21 protein-coding genes are annotated in these 18,082 nt (G+C 39.5%); 18 read left to right on the top strand and 3 right to left on the bottom strand.

Annotated elements, in window-relative coordinates; translation table 11 throughout:
* Positions 1-3: 3 nt before the first annotated feature.
* The 18 genes from PTQ34_RS02000 to PTQ34_RS01915 all read left to right on the top strand — a co-directional run bounded on the left by PTQ34_RS02000 (position 4) and on the right by PTQ34_RS01915 (position 13,729).
* Positions 4-1,845 (top strand): heavy metal translocating P-type ATPase, encoded by a 1,842-nt coding sequence (locus PTQ34_RS02000; protein WP_273931794.1) that lies wholly within the window; start codon positions 4-6, stop codon positions 1,843-1,845.
* 212 nt (positions 1,846-2,057) lie between these two features.
* Positions 2,058-2,735: a F0F1 ATP synthase subunit A gene (locus PTQ34_RS01995; protein WP_273931792.1), complete on the top strand. Its 678-nt coding sequence runs from the start codon at positions 2,058-2,060 to the stop codon at positions 2,733-2,735.
* Positions 2,736-2,884: 149 nt separating this feature from the next.
* A complete protein-coding gene (locus PTQ34_RS01990; RefSeq protein WP_273931791.1) occupies positions 2,885-3,427 on the top strand; it encodes a thiamine phosphate synthase in 543 nt (180 codons plus the stop codon).
* A 51-nt stretch (positions 3,428-3,478) separates the two neighbouring features.
* Positions 3,479-4,537 carry an alpha/beta hydrolase gene (locus PTQ34_RS01985; RefSeq protein ID WP_273931790.1) on the top strand — a complete coding sequence of 353 codons (1,059 nt, stop codon included), beginning with the start codon at positions 3,479-3,481 and terminating at the stop codon, positions 4,535-4,537.
* 76 nt (positions 4,538-4,613) lie between these two features.
* Positions 4,614-5,948 (top strand): signal recognition particle protein, encoded by a 1,335-nt coding sequence (gene ffh, locus PTQ34_RS01980; protein WP_273931789.1) that lies wholly within the window; start codon positions 4,614-4,616, stop codon positions 5,946-5,948.
* 128 nt (positions 5,949-6,076) lie between these two features.
* Positions 6,077-6,304, top strand: a complete 228-nt coding sequence (gene rpsP / locus PTQ34_RS01975) for a 30S ribosomal protein S16 (RefSeq protein ID WP_273930757.1) — start codon at positions 6,077-6,079, stop codon at positions 6,302-6,304.
* Positions 6,304-6,549, top strand: coding sequence for a KH domain-containing protein (locus PTQ34_RS01970; protein WP_273931788.1), 246 nt, complete (start codon positions 6,304-6,306; stop codon positions 6,547-6,549). Before rpsP ends, PTQ34_RS01970 begins: the two co-directional genes overlap by 1 nt.
* On the top strand, positions 6,542-7,081 hold the full coding sequence (gene rimM / locus PTQ34_RS01965; RefSeq protein ID WP_273931787.1) for a ribosome maturation factor RimM: 540 nt from the start codon (positions 6,542-6,544) through the stop codon (positions 7,079-7,081). The genes PTQ34_RS01970 and rimM overlap by 8 nt, the downstream gene beginning before the upstream one ends.
* Positions 7,078-7,773, top strand: a complete 696-nt coding sequence (gene trmD / locus PTQ34_RS01960; RefSeq protein ID WP_273930760.1) for a tRNA (guanosine(37)-N1)-methyltransferase TrmD — start codon at positions 7,078-7,080, stop codon at positions 7,771-7,773. The genes rimM and trmD overlap by 4 nt, the downstream gene beginning before the upstream one ends.
* Positions 7,770-8,126: a 50S ribosomal protein L19 gene (rplS, locus tag PTQ34_RS01955; protein WP_273930761.1), complete on the top strand. Its 357-nt coding sequence runs from the start codon at positions 7,770-7,772 to the stop codon at positions 8,124-8,126. Before trmD ends, rplS begins: the two co-directional genes overlap by 4 nt.
* A 136-nt stretch (positions 8,127-8,262) precedes the next feature.
* Positions 8,263-8,676, top strand: coding sequence for a DUF1924 domain-containing protein (locus tag PTQ34_RS01950; protein ID WP_273931786.1), 414 nt, complete (start codon positions 8,263-8,265; stop codon positions 8,674-8,676).
* 9 nt (positions 8,677-8,685) lie between these two features.
* The gene (locus tag PTQ34_RS01945; RefSeq protein ID WP_273931785.1) at positions 8,686-9,234 is read left to right on the top strand and encodes a cytochrome C; all 549 of its coding nucleotides are present in this window, start codon (positions 8,686-8,688) and stop codon (positions 9,232-9,234) included.
* A 98-nt stretch (positions 9,235-9,332) separates the two neighbouring features.
* On the top strand, positions 9,333-10,403 hold the full coding sequence (locus PTQ34_RS01940; protein WP_273931784.1) for a cytochrome b/b6 domain-containing protein: 1,071 nt from the start codon (positions 9,333-9,335) through the stop codon (positions 10,401-10,403).
* An 84-nt stretch (positions 10,404-10,487) separates the two neighbouring features.
* Positions 10,488-11,246, top strand: a complete 759-nt coding sequence (locus PTQ34_RS01935; protein ID WP_273931783.1) for a DUF4198 domain-containing protein — start codon at positions 10,488-10,490, stop codon at positions 11,244-11,246.
* Between the two features lie 117 nt (positions 11,247-11,363).
* Complete coding sequence (gene cbiM / locus PTQ34_RS01930) at positions 11,364-11,945, top strand: cobalt transporter CbiM (protein WP_273931782.1); 582 nt, start codon at positions 11,364-11,366, stop codon at positions 11,943-11,945.
* Positions 11,935-12,453: a hypothetical protein gene (locus PTQ34_RS01925; protein ID WP_273931781.1), complete on the top strand. Its 519-nt coding sequence runs from the start codon at positions 11,935-11,937 to the stop codon at positions 12,451-12,453. The genes cbiM and PTQ34_RS01925 overlap by 11 nt, the downstream gene beginning before the upstream one ends.
* The gene (locus PTQ34_RS01920) at positions 12,450-13,097 is read left to right on the top strand and encodes an energy-coupling factor transporter transmembrane component T (RefSeq protein WP_273931780.1); all 648 of its coding nucleotides are present in this window, start codon (positions 12,450-12,452) and stop codon (positions 13,095-13,097) included. Before PTQ34_RS01925 ends, PTQ34_RS01920 begins: the two co-directional genes overlap by 4 nt.
* The gene (locus tag PTQ34_RS01915; protein WP_273931778.1) at positions 13,094-13,729 is read left to right on the top strand and encodes an energy-coupling factor ABC transporter ATP-binding protein; all 636 of its coding nucleotides are present in this window, start codon (positions 13,094-13,096) and stop codon (positions 13,727-13,729) included. The genes PTQ34_RS01920 and PTQ34_RS01915 overlap by 4 nt, the downstream gene beginning before the upstream one ends.
* A 177-nt stretch (positions 13,730-13,906) precedes the next feature.
* On the opposite strand, the gene PTQ34_RS01910 is transcribed toward PTQ34_RS01915, so the two are convergent.
* The 3 genes from PTQ34_RS01910 to htpG form a co-directional block, all read right to left on the bottom strand.
* Positions 13,907-15,106 (bottom strand): sulfate adenylyltransferase, encoded by a 1,200-nt coding sequence (locus PTQ34_RS01910; RefSeq protein ID WP_273931777.1) that lies wholly within the window; start codon positions 15,104-15,106, stop codon positions 13,907-13,909.
* Entirely contained in the window at positions 15,084-15,911 is an 828-nt protein-coding gene (locus PTQ34_RS01905) for a response regulator transcription factor (RefSeq protein ID WP_273931776.1), read from the bottom strand. The genes PTQ34_RS01910 and PTQ34_RS01905 overlap by 23 nt, the downstream gene beginning before the upstream one ends.
* 170 nt (positions 15,912-16,081) lie before the next feature.
* Entirely contained in the window at positions 16,082-17,953 is a 1,872-nt protein-coding gene (gene htpG / locus PTQ34_RS01900; protein WP_273931775.1) for a molecular chaperone HtpG, read from the bottom strand.
* Between the last annotated feature and the right edge of the window lie 129 nt (positions 17,954-18,082).

The raw sequence follows: 18,082 nt of genomic DNA, 5'->3' as shown, positions 1-18,082 counted from the left end.
AAAATGCTAAAAAGAATTGTCATTTCATTATTTTTGCTGATTTTTGGCTTTGTTTTAAGCTATTTTAATTTTAATGAGCTTTATAGCAAGATTTCTTTTTTAATAGCGTTTATTTTGTGTGGATATAGCGTGGTTTTTGCTGGGTTAAAAAGCCTTGCAAATATCTTTAAAGGGCGTTTTAGCAAGATTTTTGATGAAAATGTGCTAATGAGCATTGCTTGTTTTGGCGCATTTGCGCTAGGAGAGTGGGCTGAGGCAGCTGCTATTATGGTATTTTATATGATAGGCGAGTATTTTAATGACCTTGCTATCACTCGCTCAAAAGACTCTATAAAAGAGCTTGTAGCACTTCGCCCACGCACAGCCTTGCTGCTAAAAGGGGGCAAATGCAAAGAAGTGCTAGCAAGCGAGGTGAAAATAGGCGATGAGATAGAGTTAAGAGCTGGTATGAGAGTAGCCCTTGATAGCGAGGTTATCAGTGGTAAGGCCTTTGTGGATACCTCTGCTATAACAGGCGAGAGCCTGCCAAGGGAGGTTAAAACTGGCGATATTTTGCTAGCTGGCTTTGTGCTAAAAGATGGCACACTTAGAGCCAAGGCTAGCGCATGCGAGAGCCAGTCAGCCCTAGCTAGAATAAGCAAGCTCATTGAACATGCTAGCGCAAACAAAAGCCCTCACGAGCGTTTTATCAGCCGTTTTGCCCGTGTTTATACGCCTGTGGTGGTGATTTTAGCAGGCTTAATTGCTTTTATTTTGCCTTTTATCTTTGCTGGAGGCTTTGAGGTGTGGGCAAATAGGGCTTTAATCTTTCTAGTGATTTCTTGTCCTTGTGCCTTGGTGATTTCGGTGCCACTGGCGTTTTTTGCTGGCATAGGTGCTGCTAGCAAGAGTGGAATTCTCATCCGCTCATCAGCTGTGCTAAGCACGCTAGCTAGGAGCAAAAGCTTTATTTTTGATAAAACCGGCACGCTTACAAAAGGCGTTTTTAGCTTGAATTCAGTATGTAGCGACAAACTAAGCGATAAAGACTTTATAGCACACGCAGCTCACGCTACAAGCTCATCAAACCACCCAGTAGCAAAGAGCCTAGGCGTAGCGCATGCTAAAATGCAGCCTGATTGTAAGCTTTGTGGCAAGTATGAGTGCAATGAACTCTCAGGTCTTGGCGTAATGGCAAAATCAAGCAGCGATGAGCTACTAGCTGGTAATGCTAAGCTTATGAAAGACTGCTCTATAAGCGACTTTGAGTATAGCTGTGAGCATGAGGGCAGTATAATTCACCTTGCGCTAAATGGACGCTATAAGGGTCATGCGCTGCTTGGTGATGAGCTAAAAAGTGGCGCAAAAGAGATGATAGAAGGGCTTAAAAACGCTGGCATAAAGACACTCATGCTAACAGGAGATAATGAAATAGCCGCAAAGGCTGTGGCTAAGGAGCTTGGCATTGATAGATTTTATGCTGGGCTTTTGCCAGAGCAAAAGCTAGAGCTTTTAGAACGTGAGCTTGGCGGTGGTGTGGTGGTCTTTGTGGGTGATGGTATAAATGACGCAGCTGCGCTTGCTAGGGCTGATGTGGGCATAGCGATAAACGCACAAGACGCAGCCGCAAGTGCTGCTGATGTGGTGATAATAAATAGCGATATAAGGGCACTTAGCAAGGCTTTTGGTATAGCAAAGCGTAGCAGGGACATTGCGTGGGAGAATATTACTTTTGCGCTTGGCTCAAAGATCGTTATAATGGTGCTTGGAGCGGTAGGGCTAGCTGGGATTTGGGCGGCTGTTTTTGCTGATGTGGGAGTAAGCCTGCTATGTGTGCTAAATGCGATAAGGGCTGGGCGAAAGTAGGGAATTCTAGATTTTGTCTAGGGAATTCTAGAATTTGACTTAGGAATTCTAGAATTTTTCTTAGGAATTCTAGATTTTGCTCAGGGAATTCTAGATTTTGACTTAGGAATTCTAGAATTCCCTAGTTTTTATGCAAGAAAACTTGATTTTTTTAGCCTAATTTTAGGTTATTTAGTTATAATTTGCGCCAAAATTTACTTTTAGGACTAGCAATGAAAGATTTGTTCCTCTTTTCTGATTTGATTATGCATTCGCATACTTTCAATTATCTATTTCACTTGTTTTTAGTAGTTGCGATTATTTTGGTGCTTGCTAAGCTTGCTACTAGCAATCTTAGCTTGTTGCCAAAGGGGCTTCAAAATATTTTTGAGGCTTATGTAACAGGTGTGGCTAGTATGGGTGCTGGTGTGCTTGGTTCTGAGACTTTGGCTAGAAAGTATTTGCCACTTGTTGCTACAATCGGTCTTATTGTTGTTTTTAGCAATGTTATCGGTATTATCCCTGGCTTTGAAGCTCCAAGTTCTAGCCTTAATCTTACTCTTTGTCTTGCGCTTTGTGTATTTTTGTATTATAACTTTGAAGGTATACGCAAACAGGGCGTGATTAAGTATTTTGCTCACTTCATGGGGCCAAATAAATGGCTTGCGCCACTAATGTTTCCTATAGAGATGGTTTCACACATTTCACGCATTATCTCACTTTCATTCCGTCTTTTTGGTAATATTAAGGGTGATGATTTATTTTTAGCTGTTGTTCTAGCACTTGCGCCTTTTATAGCACCATTGCCAGCTTATGCTTTGCTTACGTTTATGGCATTTTTACAAGGTTTTATTTTTATGATTCTAACCTATGTTTATATAGCTGGTGCAGTCGTAGTTGAAGAGCATTAAAAATATTTTCGTAGAGTGTTCATTGCGCTTTTGCCTCGGCGCGAGTTGGGGTATTTTTGTGCTGTGGATGCTCTTTCCACCATTTAGACTTTTTGATACTTTATTATTAAATAGAATATCTTGTTCTATTTTTGCTATGCTTTTGGTTTTTGCCTGCTATTATTCTTTACGCAAATATGCAATACGCAATAACGAATAAAACTACTTTTTTAGCTAATTCTAGAATTCTCAAAGCCGATTTTATTTTATTTAGAGATTTTGAGAATTACCAAGCAAGAGCCAAAGAGTTTATGGCAAATTACAGAAAACTTGGCGCAAAATTATTTTTACACAATGACTTTGAACTAGCCCTAAAATTAGGTGCAAATGGTATTCATTTTAGCTCTGCTAATATCTCTAAGCTAAGCCAAACCCCAAAAGAGCTAATAAAAATTGCTAGCACGCACGGCGAATACGAGCTTAGAGCTGCTTTTGAAAAAGGAGCTGATTTTGTTACTTTTAGCCCTATTTTTGCCTCGCCAAATAAAGGCGAGCCAAAAGGACTAAAAGCTCTAAAATACGCTGTAAATATCGCAAAAAACTATGAAAAAGGCGTGATTGCCTTAGGCGGAATTATTAGCACCGAGCAAATAAAAGCTGTTTTAGAAACTGGGGCTGGGGGCTTTGCTTCAATTCGCTATTTTTGTGATTAAATTTTGCAAAATTATGCTAGTATTTCATAATTTATTTTTTTGGAGAGAAAAATGAAACTTGCTAAAACTGCTTTTTTAGTGCTTGCTTGTGTTTTTTGCACTCAGTTATCAGCTGCGCAAATCATCATCAAAACCGAACCAAATGTAGAAAATATCGAGCTTGGCAAAGACTGGGATAAGACTTTTGCTAAAAGCGATGAAGTTTTTCATCAAAAAGTGCTTTTTAAAAATCGCTATGGTTTTAGCCTAGCAGGCGATTTGTATTTACCAAAATCTCAGCTTAGCAAAGGCGCAAAAATACCAGCCGTGGCAGTATGTGGCCCATATGGAGCTGTAAAAGAACAAGCCGCTGGCTTTTACGCCCAAGAGCTAGCTAAGCGTGGATTTGTAACGCTTGCTTTTGATCCTAGTTTTACAGGTGAGAGCAGTGGAAATCCACGAAATATCTCATCAAATGATATAAACTCAGAAGATTTTAGCGCAGCGGTGGATTTTTTAGGAATTCAAGATTTTGTAGATAGAAAAAAAATCAGCATTATCGGTATAGGTGGCTTTGGTGGCTTTGGGCTAAATGCTGCTGCTATTGACATCCGCATCTCAAAAATCGTTGCTAGCACGCTTTATGATATGAGTAGATTATATAGTAGTGGCTATGATGATGGTATAAACTTTGAGGGCAGGACACTAATGAAAGAAGATCTAAGCGAGGTTCGCTACGATGATGCTCTTAACTCATCTCCTACTCGCTCAGTTTATACTTTGCCATCTAAGCTTAGTGGAAATGAGCCAAAGTTTATAGCCGAGTATTTTGATTATTACAAGACCGAGCGTGGCTATCATCCTCGATCAGTGAATTCAAACTCAGCGTGGAGCGTGTTTAACCAGCTTGCCGTGGCTAACTCTCCTCTTTCTTTATTTTTAGGCGAGATAGTCCAACCTGTGCTTGTTATACAAGGGCAAAACTCTCATGCGCTATTTTTTAGCGAAGAGACTTATAAAAAGCTAAAAGGCGAGAATAAAGAGCTTTTTATAGTAAAAGATGCTAGTCACACAGATCTTTTTGATAAAAAAGTTCCTTTTGACAAAATTGAGAATTTTTTAAGAAATTAGCTTAAAGTTGCGTAAATTTAAAGTATTTTAAAGCATTAAAAAGCTACAATTGCGCCTTTTATTTTAAGGAAAAAAATTGTTTGAGTTTATTAGTGAATCGCTAAAATCTGCTGTTAATAAGCTAAAATTTGTAGATGATGAAAAAGCGCTTAAAAATGCGCTTGATACGCTAAAAAAAGCACTTTTAAAAGCCGATGTTCATCACAAAGTAACAAAAGAGCTAGTAGCTGCTGTAGAAGCCGATATGAAAGGTGGAGTTATCGGTCAAAAGCAGTTTTTAGATAGTATCAAAAAAAATCTAACCGAGTTTTTAGAAGCTCCAAATGCTAGCGCAGGCTTTATTTTTGCACCTAAGCCACCTACTGTGGTGCTAATGAGCGGACTTCAAGGTGGCGGTAAAACTACTAGCACAGCAAAGCTTGCAAATTACCTTAAAACTCGCAATAAAAAGGTTTTGATAGCAGCTTGTGACCTTCAGCGTTTAGCAGCAGTTGAGCAGCTAAGACAGCTGTGCGAGGCAAATGAACTTGATTTTTTTAGTATTGCTGGTGAGAGCTCGGCTCTAAATGTAGCAAAAGCTGCGCTAAATAAAGCAAAAGAAGGTCTATATGACGCTCTTATCATCGATACAGCTGGACGACTAGCTATAGATGAGGCTTTGATGAACGAGCTAAAAGAGATGAAAGATGCTCTTAGCCCTGATGAGATTTTTTATATCGCTGATGCTATGAGTGGACAAGACGCTCTAAAAACAGCAGCTAGCTTTAACGAAGCCCTTGGCATAACTGGCGTGATTCTTACAAAATTTGACGCTGATGCTAAAGGCGGTATAGCACTTGGTGTAGCAAAACAGCTAGGCGTTGGACTTCGCTTTGTGGGTATTGGCGAGAAGGTAGCTGATTTTGAGAGTTTTGTGCCTGAGCGTGTAGCACAGCGCATTATGGGCGAGGGTGATTTGGCTACTTTGGCTGAGAAAGCCGCTCATGTTTTTGATGAAAAAACAGCCAAAGAAGTTAGCAAAAAGATTAAAAAAGGCGAGTTTAACTTTGATGACTTTTTAGCCCAGTTAGAAAGCGTAAAAAAACTAGGAAATGTTCAAAACCTAATAGGCATGATCCCTGGTATGCAAGGCATGGCTTCGGCACTAAAAGACGTGGATCTTGACGGTGGTCAAATGAAGTATATAAAAGCAATGATAAGCTCAATGACGCCAAAAGAACGCTCAAACCCAAGTCTGCTAAATAATACTAGAAAACGCCGAATTGCAGCTGGTGCAGGGCTTGATCAAATGCAAGTAAATAGATTTTTAAAACAATTTGAAAACGCAGCAAAACTAGCTAAGAAATTTAGCGCAAAAGGTGGAATGCAAGCGCTTAGTTCTATGATGAGTCAAGCTAGAATTCCGCATTAAAAGCTAGGGAATTCTAGAATTCCTAAGCTAGAATTCCTAAGTAGGAATTCTAGAATTTTTATCTATTTGTGGGCTTAAGCAAGCCCAGACATAGGTAAAATACCTAAAATATTTTTAAAGGACAAAATATGGCAACAGTAGTAAGACTAACTCGTATGGGACGCAAAAAAGCTCCTTTTTATCGTATCGTAGTAACTGATAGCAGAAAACGCCGTGATAGCGGCTGGATAGAGAGCATCGGTTATTACAATCCTATGGTAGAACCTGAGGTTATAAAATTTGATGCTGAGCGCTTGCAATACTGGAAAAGCGTAGGCGCAAAACTAAGCGATAGAGTGGCAAGAATCACAAAATAATGGTTGAAAAATTCATCGAAGAATATGCTAAGCTAATAGCCAGCGAACCTGAAAATGTAAGTGTAAGCCGTGTTAATTTAGGCGAGAGTTTTGATGAGATCATCGTTCGCACTAGCAAAAACGACACCGGTAGGCTAATAGGCAAAGATGGCAAAATGATAAATGCGCTAAAAACGCTTATCACAGGCTACAAAGCCAAAGAACCAACTTCGTATAGAATAACAGTAAAAGCACTAGATGAGTAAAACTGCTACTTGCGATATGCTAGAAGTCGCAAAACTAGGTAAAGTCGTGGGGCTAAAGGGTGCTTTGCGCTTACATAATCTTAGCGATTTTCTAGCTCAGTTTAAAGCTGGGGCTGTCTTTAAGTCTAAAGACGGCCAAGAGCTGAAAATAAAAAGCTTTGAGCCTTCTCGTTCGCTTGTTATTTTTGAGGGCTTTGAAAGCCCTGAGCTAGCAAAAAACCTTGTAAATAACATACTTTATCGTAGCATTGATGATACTCGCAAGCATTGTAAACTTGGTAAAGATGAGTATTTTTACTTTGATATCATAGGCTGTGAGGTTAGTGAAGAAGCTAGAATTTTGGGCGTTGTAAAGGATATTCTAGAAGTAGGTGCTGGATTTTTGTTTTGTGTTAAGACTAGCCCTAGCTTACAGGATAATTTTGCCAAAGAGTTTTTTATCCCCTATAATGACTATTTCATCCTTAGCGTTGATATAAAAGAGAAAAAAATTACCACGCAAAATGCTTTTGGAATTCTAGAAAATTCATGAATTTTCATTTTGTAACGATTTTTCCTAATCTTGTGCTACCTTATTTTGAGGATTCTATACTTGCTAGGGCTAGGAATTCTAGTTTGATTAGCGTAGATTGCGTTAGCCCTAGAGATTTTAGCGAGCATAAGCACAAAAAAGTAGATGACTACATGATAGGCGGTGGCGCAGGGCTTCTTATGAAAGCTGGACCTATAATGGATGCGCTTAGTTCTTTGGGCGAGAAAAAAGGGCATGTTATTGCGCTTTCTCCAGCTGGCAAGCCTTTTAGCAATAATGATGCTAAACGCCTCTCAAAACACGAAAATATAACCTTTATATGTGGTCGCTATGAGGGTTTTGATGAGCGTGTGAGTGAACTAGCGGTTAATGAAATTTTTAGTATAGGTGATTTTGTTCTAACCGGAGGTGAGCTTGGGGCTTTGTGCCTGTGCGATGCGATTTCTAGGCACATTGCTGGGGTTTTGGGCAATGAGAATTCTTTGGATATTGAGAGCTTTGAAGGTGGGCTTTTAGAAGCTCCAAGCTTTACAAAGCCAAATATTTATAAAAATTCTAGTGTAATTTCAGCTTTTTTAAAGGGAAACCACGCTAAAATCACGGCTTTAAAAAATCAAATGGCACTTTGCAAAACACGATATTTTCGACCAGATCTGTATGCTAAAATAGCCAAAATAAAGGAAAAGAAATGAGAAATAAATACATTGAGAGCTTTGAAAATGCTCAAATCGCAGGCAAACAAGTCCCTGAGTTTCGTGCTGGCGATACTTTGCGTGTAGCACTTCGTATCAAAGAAGGTGACAAATCTCGTGTTCAAAACTTCGAAGGAATTTGTATAGCACGCCGTGGTACTGGTACTGGTGAGACTTTTATCGTTCGCAAAATCGGCGCAAACAGCGTTGGAGTTGAGAGAATTTTCCCTATTTATAGCGAAAATATCGAAGAAATCACTCTAGTTCGCAGGGGTCGTGTTCGCCGCTCTAAACTATTTTATCTACGCGATCGCCGCGGTAAAGCTGCTCGTATTAAAGAGCTTAAAAAATAATTTTTCTTTGACCCCTTTTGGGGTCAAAGCTCTACTTTTTCTACATAAAATTCTACTTTTTTATTTTTATAAAAATTAACAGAGTCTTAACAAGTTTTTCTTAAACTTTCGCTCACATTATCAATAAGGAGTGAAAATGAAAATACTAGCTAGCACCTTGCTGTGCGCTGTGTGCGCCTTTGGGTTTGAGCTTAATGCTGAAATGAAAGCTTACATTGATGAGCTAAAAAAAGAGGCAAAAGATCAAAATCCGAGCTTTGTAGATTTTTCTGCTAAAAATGGCGAAATACTATTTAAAACCGAAAATATCGGCAAAGAAAACAAAAAACTCTCTTGCGTTAGCTGTCACGGCAGTGACCTTAGCCAAAAAGCGCAAAATATCTTTACTGGCAAAGAGATAGACCCGCTTGCGCCGAGCGTGAATAAAGCCAGACTAAGCGACGTAAAAGAAGTAAAAAAATGGCTTAAAAGAAACTTTAAAGATGTTTTTTTGCGTGAGGGCACTGCTGAGCAAAAAGGCGATGTGCTATACTACATAATGAGCAAATAAGGGGAGAAAATGAGAGTTTTTCTAATATTTTTGGTGCTTTGTGCTGGTCTAATGGCAAAGGACGAATTTTTTGGCGGTGAAAAAAAGGGCAAAAAAGAAGTAGCGCCTGTCTCAAACGAGCTATACAAAAAAGAATGCGCCAGCTGTCACTTCGGCTATCAGCCTGGCCTGCTGCCAAAGGCTAGCTGGGAGCATATAATGAGCACGCTTGATAAGCACTATGGCGTGGATGCTAGCCTAGAAAACAGCGATGTCAAGGCGCTAAACGAGTATATCCTGCCAAACTCAGCTGAGTATGCGCAAGGATACAAAAGAAGCGCAAAAATCGCAAAATCTCTGCGCCCTGGCGAGCTCTACACAAGCATCACGCAAATACCATATATAAAGAAAAAGCACGAGGATGTAAATAGCTGGCTAGAAAAAAATCCAAAAGGTATAATAGCCAAAAAAGAAGTAAAAACAATGGCAAATTGTTCGGCCTGTCACAAAAAAGCCGATAATGGTGTGTTTAGCAAAAAAACGGTTGAAATACCTACTTATGGTGCTTGGAGAGACTAGTGAAGTTTTTAGGAATTCTAGAATTTAACGAAATTTATAGAATTCTAGAATTCTAGAATTTAAAAAAATTTTGGAATTCCAAAATCCAAGGGATGAAAATGAAAAAAGTATATATCTGGCCTTTTGCTCTTAGAATTTCGCATTTTATTATGATTATTTCGTTCTTTGGGGCGTATTTTAGCGAGGGTTTTGTTCACGCTTTTTTTGGCTCGCTTTTTGGGGCGCTTGTTATTTTGCGCATTATTTGGGGCTTTGTTGGCACGAAATACTCACGCTTTAAAGACTTTGAGCTAAAAGGGCTTTTTGCTTACCTTAAAAGCGTGCTACAAGCCAAACACCAAAACTTCATAGGACATAATCCTGCTAGCTCGCTTTTTGTGCTAGTAATGCTAGGCGTTAGCGTATTTTTGGTAGTTTTGGGCTACCTTGCTAGCGGCAGCGAAGAGGGCGTGGGATATTTTGCTTTTATGCTTGAAAATTACAGCTCTTTTGCGTGGATAAAAGATGCGCACAAAATGCTAGCAAATGCTCTTTTAGCAATAGTTTGCCTGCATATTTGTGGGGCTTTTTTAGACTGCGTTTTAAATAAAGCCGTAGCATCTAAAAGCATGATTAACGGATATAAAAATAGCTATGAAAATGTGGAATTTCATAAATTTCACAGGCTTTTTAGTGCCTTTTGGCTGCTCGGAATTTTGCTAAGTGCTTTTTATCTGCTAAGCCCCAAAAATACGCTATTTGCGCTTGGGCTGCAGCCTGTTGATTACAAAGCGCAAAATAGCGACTTTGCCCACGAGTGCGCGCAGTGTCATACGCTCTATGCGCCTTTTATGCAAACAAGCGATAAGCACGAAAAAATCATGGCTAACCTTGAAAATCACTTTGGCGATGATGCTAGCATTGATGATGAGACAAATAAGAAAATTCTAAAATTCCTACTCCAAAACTCAGCTGAAAAATCAAGCTCAAAATGGGCGATAAAGTTTGCCAAAAATGATGATATAGCAATAACTTCAAGTCCTTTTTGGCAAAAAGCACACGAGAGCTTGGACAAAGAAGTCTTTAAGCGTGAAAAAATAAAAAGCAAAGCAAACTGCGCTGCTTGCCACGAAAATATAGAAAAAGGGCTAATTTCAAAGGCTTTGATAAAATATGAGGATATAAAATAGCTGATTATTTAAAACATAAAAATAATCAAGCTTTAAGAAAAGTTGCGTTACAATCTGTGATTATTTTTTAGTAAAGGATAATCTATGAAAAGCTTTTTTCTTAAAAGTTGTATGGCTGTTGGTTTTAGCGCAAGTTCGTTGCTAGCGCATTTTGGTGTGGTGATCCCTAGCGCAAATGTGGTTGAAGAGCAAGCAAAACTTCAAATCACTTATAAATTCACTCATCCTTTTGAGCAAATGATGATGAATATGGTAAAACCTAATGAAGCAGGCGTCTTTATAAACGGCAAAAAAACTGATCTACTGCCTAGTCTAAAAGAGCAAAAAGATGGGCAAAACTCATACTGGCAAAGCGAGTTTGAGATAAAAGAGCCTGGGCTATATGTGTTTTACGCTGATCCGCAAGGCTATTTTGAGCCTAGTGAAGAAAAGTTCATCCGTCACATCACAAAAAGCGTGGTAAATGCCTATGGCTATGGTAATGGCTGGGGCGAGCCTGTGGGGCTAAAAGCTGAGATTGTCCCGCTAACTCGCCCTTATGCGCTTTATGCTGGTATGAGTTTTAGCGGCCGTGTGCTTTATAAGGGTAAGCCGGTAAAAAACGCTGTGGTTGAAGTAGAGTTTATGAACGAGGGCAAAAAGCTTAGCGCGCCTAGCGAGGATCACATCACGCTTGAGGTTCGCACAAATGAGCTTGGTGAGTTTAGCTTCACTATGCCGCGCGCTGGCTGGTGGGGCTTTTCGGCGCTTTTAGATGATGATGAAAAGATGAAAAAAGACGGCAAAGAATACCCAGTTGAGCTTGGTGCGGTGATTTGGGTTAAGGCTGATGAGTTTAAATAAAATCTAGAATTCCCTAGCAATTTTTTTAGGGGGTTGCGGGGGAATTTTACGGAATTCTAGAATTCCTAGCAATTTTTTTTACGGAATTTTAGAATTCCTTGTGATAAAAGGCAAAAAATGCATATTAGCGAAGGGGTTTTGCGCCCTGAGATTATCATCCCTACTAGCGTGGCGGCAGTTTGCTTGGCAGGATACTTTTTGTGGCGACTTAAAAGTGATGAGATAGTTCGCACAGCTGCGATGAGTGCTGTTTTTTTCATGGGTTCGTTTATACATGTGCCACTTGGGATTACTTCTATTCATCTTATGCTTAGTGGCTTAGTTGGTGTTTTTGCTGGTAAAAATGCCTTTTTGGCGATTTTGATAGCGCTTATTTTTCAGGGGCTACTTTTTGGCTTTGGTGGGTTTAGCGTGCTTGGGCTAAATGCGCTCATGCTTGGCTTGCCTGCGATTTTGGGTGCTGTTTTTGCTAGGCATTTGGAGCGCAAAATTAACTGGTTTTTGGCTGGTTTTGTGCCGATTTTTATTTCAGCTGTGATTTTGAGCGTGGTTTTACTGCTAAATGGCGAGGGTTTTGAGGCACTCTCTGGCGTGCTGCTAGCTTCAAATGCTGTTTTGATGGTGATCGAAGGCTTTATAAGCTTTTTTGCTATTGGCTTTATTTTAAAGGTAAAACCGGAGCTTTTAAATGTTAAATAGATTTTTATTTTTACTGATTATTTCGTGCTCGCTGGGGTTTGCGCACTCGCTAAAAGTCTTTGCTAAATCTAGTGATAACACCCTTGAAATCAAAGGCTACTATTATGGTGGCTCAGCCTGTAAGGACTGCGTGGTAGAACTAAGAGATGAAAATGGCACCTTTGCTAGCTTAGAGCTAGATGAACAGGGCAGGGTAAATACTGCGCTGCCAAATAAAATTAGCTTTAAAATCGCTGTTATCGCAGCTGGCGGACATCTAAAAGAAATAGAGTTTAAAAATCCAAACTTTGCGCAAAAAGAACAAAATAACAGCAGCAAAAATTCTGCGCCGCTGCCGCAAAATACGCAAAACACGCAAAGCTTAAAAAACTCGCCAGTGCCCCAAAATACGCAAAATGAGCTAGATGAAAAAAGCTCGGTTTTTCTAGAATTCCTTAAAGGTTTTGGTTCAATTTTAGCAATTTTTATCATTTTTGGCGTGATATATGTTGCTAAGAAAAAAAGATGAAAAATCACGGCGCACTTAGCCTTATAATCACGGCTATTTATAGCTTTGGTGTGGGTGTTAGCGCAGAGTTTAGCCCCATTTTTGCCTTGCCAATTTTGCTACTTTTTTGCCTTAAAAAAATAGCGGTTTTAAACTTGCTTAAAAAGATATTTTTCTTGAATCTTTTTGTAGCTTTTGCTGTTTTTAGCGTGATGCTAACTAGAAACTACGAACTAGCCTTGCTTATAGCACTTCGGGCAAATTTCATTATGCTTTTTAATCTAATGCTTTTTGCTGGGCTAAAAGAGGGGCAAATCGCTGGGCTTTTTAGCGAGCTTAAATTTAGCGCAAAGTTTGTTAGTCTTGTGTATTTCTCGCTATTTTTTGTAGAGATTTTGCGCCGAGAGCTTGGCATTCGCTTACTTGCTCTCTGGTCTCGTGGGGCAGGGCGGGGACTTTTTAGGCTAAAAGCATATGCAAATATCGTTGCCTTGCTTGTGATTTTGGCGCTAAAAAAGTCTGCTAGCTTGGAACTTACGCTAAAAGCTAGGGGCTTTAAATCGCAGATTTTGTGGGAGCAGAAGTTTAGGGCTTTTGGGGCTGAGATATTTTTGTTAATTTGCGTTATAATCTGCGTTATTTTACCTTATTTGGAGTTTTTATGAGTTGTTCGTTATCGGCTGTGAAAATCTGCGCTAAGATAGCTGGGCGTGAGCTTTTTAGAGATTTTAGCCTAAGTCTTGCGCATAAACAAAAGTTAGCCTTACTAGCACCAAATGGTAGGGGCAAAAGCACCTTGCTAATGATTTTAGCAGGGCTTTTGCCAGCTAGTTCTGGGCAGATTTTCATCTTTGATGATGAGATGAAAAGCCTAAAAGATTTTGAGAAACACCGCAGTAAAATCGGCTTTTTGTTCCAAGACAGCAATGATCAGTTTGTAAGGGCTAGTGTGCTTGATGATGTGGGCTTTGGTCTGCTTAGTTTTGAGCTTTGTGCTAGCAAAGAGCAAGCTAATACCAAGGCTCTAAAAATGCTTGAGAGCCTTGGTATTTCGCACTTAAAGGATAAAATTTGCTTTCATCTAAGCGGTGGCGAGAAAAAGCTAGTAGCCCTAGCTGGCGTGCTGATAACTGAGCCAAAAATCGTGTTTTTAGACGAGCCTACAGCTGGGCTTGATGAGAGTAGCTCTGCTAGGTTAGCTGAGATTTTAGGTAGCATTGATGCTAGCATGCTGATTGCTAGTCATGACAAAGACTTTGTTAGCAAAATTACTTCTAATATTTACAAGCTAGAGTGAAAATACTCTAGAATTGTTTTTGGGGTTAGGGGGTATTTTTTAGGAATTCTAGTTTTAGCCTTAGGAATTCTAGTTTGGGAATTCTAAATTTAGCTTAGGAATTCTAAAATTTAGAAAAATTTAGAATTCCCTAGAAAATTACTCTAGAATAAAAGACACCCCCTAACCCCCAGAAAACTAGCTACCAAGCGAGCTGGTTTGGTATAAGCGCATGAGCTTTTCATAAAAATCTCGCTGTGAGTAAGACTCTACTATGCCATCATTTGGGAATAAATCGCCGCAGAGCTTTTGAAGTGAGTTAAAACGCTTAGGATAAAGCCTATCTAAAATTATAGCAGAGACTTGCGGACGCATGAGCATGGCTGGTGGCATTATGCCTTTAAATAGCAGTTTTTTGAGCGTATTTACATGGTATTTGATGTGGTGGTGCGCTCCGTGTGGGCAGGATTTTGAGCTTACTATGGTGTGGCAAAGCTCGCAGTAAAACATCTCAGGCATCACAATAAGCTCAAGCCCAAGCTCACTAGCATAATCATCAAGCAAGGTGCTAGCGATGTTGTGCTCATAATGAAGCCCAAGTCCGGTGTGAGATTGTCCAATTACTAGCTTATTTGCGCCAAAGTTTTTAGCAGCTATCGCCTCTAAAACAGGATTTATATGGTCGCTAAAAAGCGTGGTATTGCTAAAAGGCACGATGCAAACTCGCTCTTTTGGGATATAGTTCTCGCAGACATACTCCAAGCACTCAAGACGCAGGTCAAAATCAAGCCTACCCTCGCTGCTAAAGGTCCGCACCAAAAAGATCAAAACCAAATCAGCCTTGTCAATCGTCATGCGAATGAGCCTTTCATGTAAGCGGTGCAGGGGATCTGCTGTAAGCATGATAGCTGTAACCTTGCTAGCGCCAACTTCGGCTATACGCTTTTGGATTTTCTCTTTTGTGCTTATTAGCTCGTTTTTGCGCAGGCTAAACTCGCCACTAATTGCGATTTTGCCGCTTTGTTCGCCATCTTTGTTTAAAATGCAAATATTTTTGGCAGTAAAAATGCTAAGATCAGGATTTTTTTGTTCATAAAAGCTTTTTATATCAATATCGCCGATTATTTCTCCATTTAAGGCTAGATTTAGCTTAATTTCTTTTTTAGTAGAGCTTTTTAGCTCTTTTAGCAGGTTTTGAGCACTCTCAAGCGAAGGCGCAAAGCTATAAGCAAAGGGCATAATCACGCCCCAAAGCCTACCGCTACTTTCTACTTCAAGAGCCTCTTCCTCATCCATAAGAGATCTAAAATTCCCAAGCGCACCGCTATCAATAAGCTCTAGTGTGCTAAACTCTTCAAGGGTGATATCTAGCGTTTTATTTCTTTTTGGCGATATCATATTTGCGTCTCCTTTCCCAAAGCGACTTGCGAGAAATACCTAGTATACTAGCTAGTTGCGTGTCGTTGTGTGTGTCTTGGTGGCTGATGATGCAGTGTTTGATATAATCATCAATAGGCATGATATTTGTATTATAAGTGCTGATTTCATAGGTGCTAAAGCCCTCTAGCTCTTGGCTTGAGCGGATGATTAGCTTTTTGTTTTTGCTTTCTTTTATGCTATCTTGTTCTTTTTGGCTAAGTTCATCAAAGTTGTAAAAATACAAAATTTGCAAAGAGCTATTAAGTTTTGAGAGATCGTTTTTTAGGCGCAAAAAGCTTTGATTTTTTGCCTTAGATAGAGCATAGACAAAAATATCGCAGTTTGTAACGCTACTACACTCTATGCGCAGCGGCAAGCGCAGCTTTAGCAGATCTTTTAGGTTATAGTTATTTTGTTCTTGTAAAATGCCTTCAAAGCTCTCATTTAGCTGTTTAGCACGCAAAAATGCGCTGTGCATGTTGATTTTGCGTAGCAACTCTTCCATGATAACTGGCTTTAAGATATAGTCGTTTACCCCAGCTCTAAGTGCTGATGTGATATCGCTATTTAGGTAGTTTGCTAGCATTATGATTACTGAGTTTGGATAGGATTTTATGAGTTTTGCAGACTCAAAAAAGGAACCTAATAAAACCACATCATACTCGCTATCATCTTGGATATTTTGATTTGGCATACGCACACAGCAAATATGCCCTTCGTTTTCTAGCTTTCTAGCTAAGCTTTGGGCTAGGTAGGTCTCGCTTTCTATGATGAGAATTTGCATTATTTGCCTTTTTGTATTTTGTATTTTAGCAAAAAGCTAGGGAATTCTAGAATTCCGTATAGAGATCCCCCAAAGGGGCTGGGGGATGACATAGTAGAGAATTCTAGAATTCTTAAATTCTAGAATTCCTAAATTCTAGAATTCCTAAAATTCTAGAATTCCTGCTAGCTTTATAACGCTTTACTTAGGATTTTTTCTAAGGCTTTGTTAAACTCGCTTGGATTTTCTATGCTAGCACCTTCTGCGATTTTTGCCATACCAAAAAGCACCTTTGCAATACTTGGGGCTAAGATAGCGTTATCTTTTAGCTTAGTAAAGATTTCGTGATTCCAGTTTAACTCTAAAATCGGCTTTACATCCTTTGGTTCGTGTCCCATTTGGCGCATTAGCATTTGCGTGGCGTAGTCTGGGTCGTTTTCATCAAAGACTAAGCACACAGCTGAGTCTGTAAGACGGCTTGAGATTTTTACATCTTTTACCTCGTCTTTTAAGCTTTCTTTAAAGCTAGAGATGATAGCACCAGCGTCTTTTGTGGCGTTTTCTTGCTCTTTTTTCTCATCTTCGCTAAGCTCAGTTTTTTGATTAGCGATATTTGCTATAGCGCAGCCTTCAAACTCCCCAGCCATCGGCATAACGATATTATCAATCTCGCCATCGCAGATAAGCACATTTATATCACGCTTTTTGTAGCTTTCTAATAAAGGCGAAGTTCTAAGCAAGCCCTCGCTAGAACCGCTGATAAAATAAATATCTTTTTGCCCAGCAGCCATAGCCTCTTTATATTCGCTTAAGCTAATAAGCCCTTCTTTTTGGCTAGATTTAAAAAGACAAAGTTTTAAAATCTGTTCTTTGTGAGGATTAAAGCCATAAAGCCCTTCTTTTAGCACCTTGCCAAAAAGCTGCCAAAACTTCTCGTATTTTGCCCTATCATTTTTCATCATTTTTTCAAGCTCGGCAAAAATCTTTTTTATGCTTTGTTCTTTGACATTTGCTAGAATGCGGTTTTCTTGTAGGATTTCACGGCTGACATTTAAAGGCAGGTCTTCTACATCCATCACGCCTTTGATGAAGCGCAGGTAGCTAGGTAGCAGCTCTTTTGCATCATCTGTGATAAAAACTCTTTTTACATAGAGCTTAACGCCACTTTGATAATCAGCCCTAAATAAATCAAAAGGCTCAGTGCTAGGGATAAAAAACAAGGTAGCAAACTCCAAAGTCCCCTCAGCCTTTGTATGAATAGTAGCAAGTGGCGCAGAGCTATCGTGGCTAAGTCCAGCATAAAACTCATTATAATCGCTTTCTTTTAGCTCGGATTTGTTCATTTGCCAGATTGCGCTGGCTTTGTTTATTTGTGTATTTTTGCTCTCATAATGACCATCTTTTAGCTTCTCATCGCTTGCGTTTGGATCGCCTGCTACCCACTCGTCTATGTCAGCAAAGATCGGGTAGGCAATGTGATTTGAGTATTTTTTTATTATATTTTGTATGCGAAAGCTCTCAGCAAACTCATCATCGTTTAGGTGTAAAATTACATCTGTGCCAAAGCCGTCTTTTTCGCACTCACTTATATCATAGCTTTTAGCATCGCTGCTCCACAAAAAGGCTTTATCTTCGCCTGCTTTACGGCTTTTTACCTCGATTTTAGAAGCGACCATAAAAGCTGAGTAAAAGCCCACGCCAAACTGACCTATAAGTGCGCTATCTTTTTTCGCATCGCCGCTAAGCTTGGCTAAAAAGCCCTTTGTGCCACTATTTGCGATGGTGCCTAGATTTGCGATTAGATCGGCTTCATCCATACCTATACCATTGTCGCTGATTGTAAGGGTTTTTGCTTCTTTATCGCATTTTATATCTATGCGGGGCCTCCAGTTCTCGCAGATATTTTTGTATTTCTCATCACTTAGGCTTAGATAATTTAGTTTATCTATAGCATCGCTAGCATTTGAGATAAGCTCACGCAAGAATATTTCTTTGTTTGAATAAAGCGAGTGTATCATTAGATTTAGTAGTTCGCCCACTTGGGCTGAGAATTCGTGTTTCATGTTTATCCTTTCATTTTTGGTTTGTTTTACTGCTGCAAATTTGGAATTCCTAGGAAATTTTGGAATTCTCTAAAATTCGTCATTGCGAGTGAAGCGAAGCAATTTTATTTATTAAGCCTTTTTATTAAG

Source organism: Campylobacter magnus, assembly GCF_028649595.1.
GTDB lineage: Bacteria > Campylobacterota > Campylobacteria > Campylobacterales > Campylobacteraceae > Campylobacter > Campylobacter magnus.
This window is presented reverse-complemented; position numbering and strand designations above follow the sequence as displayed.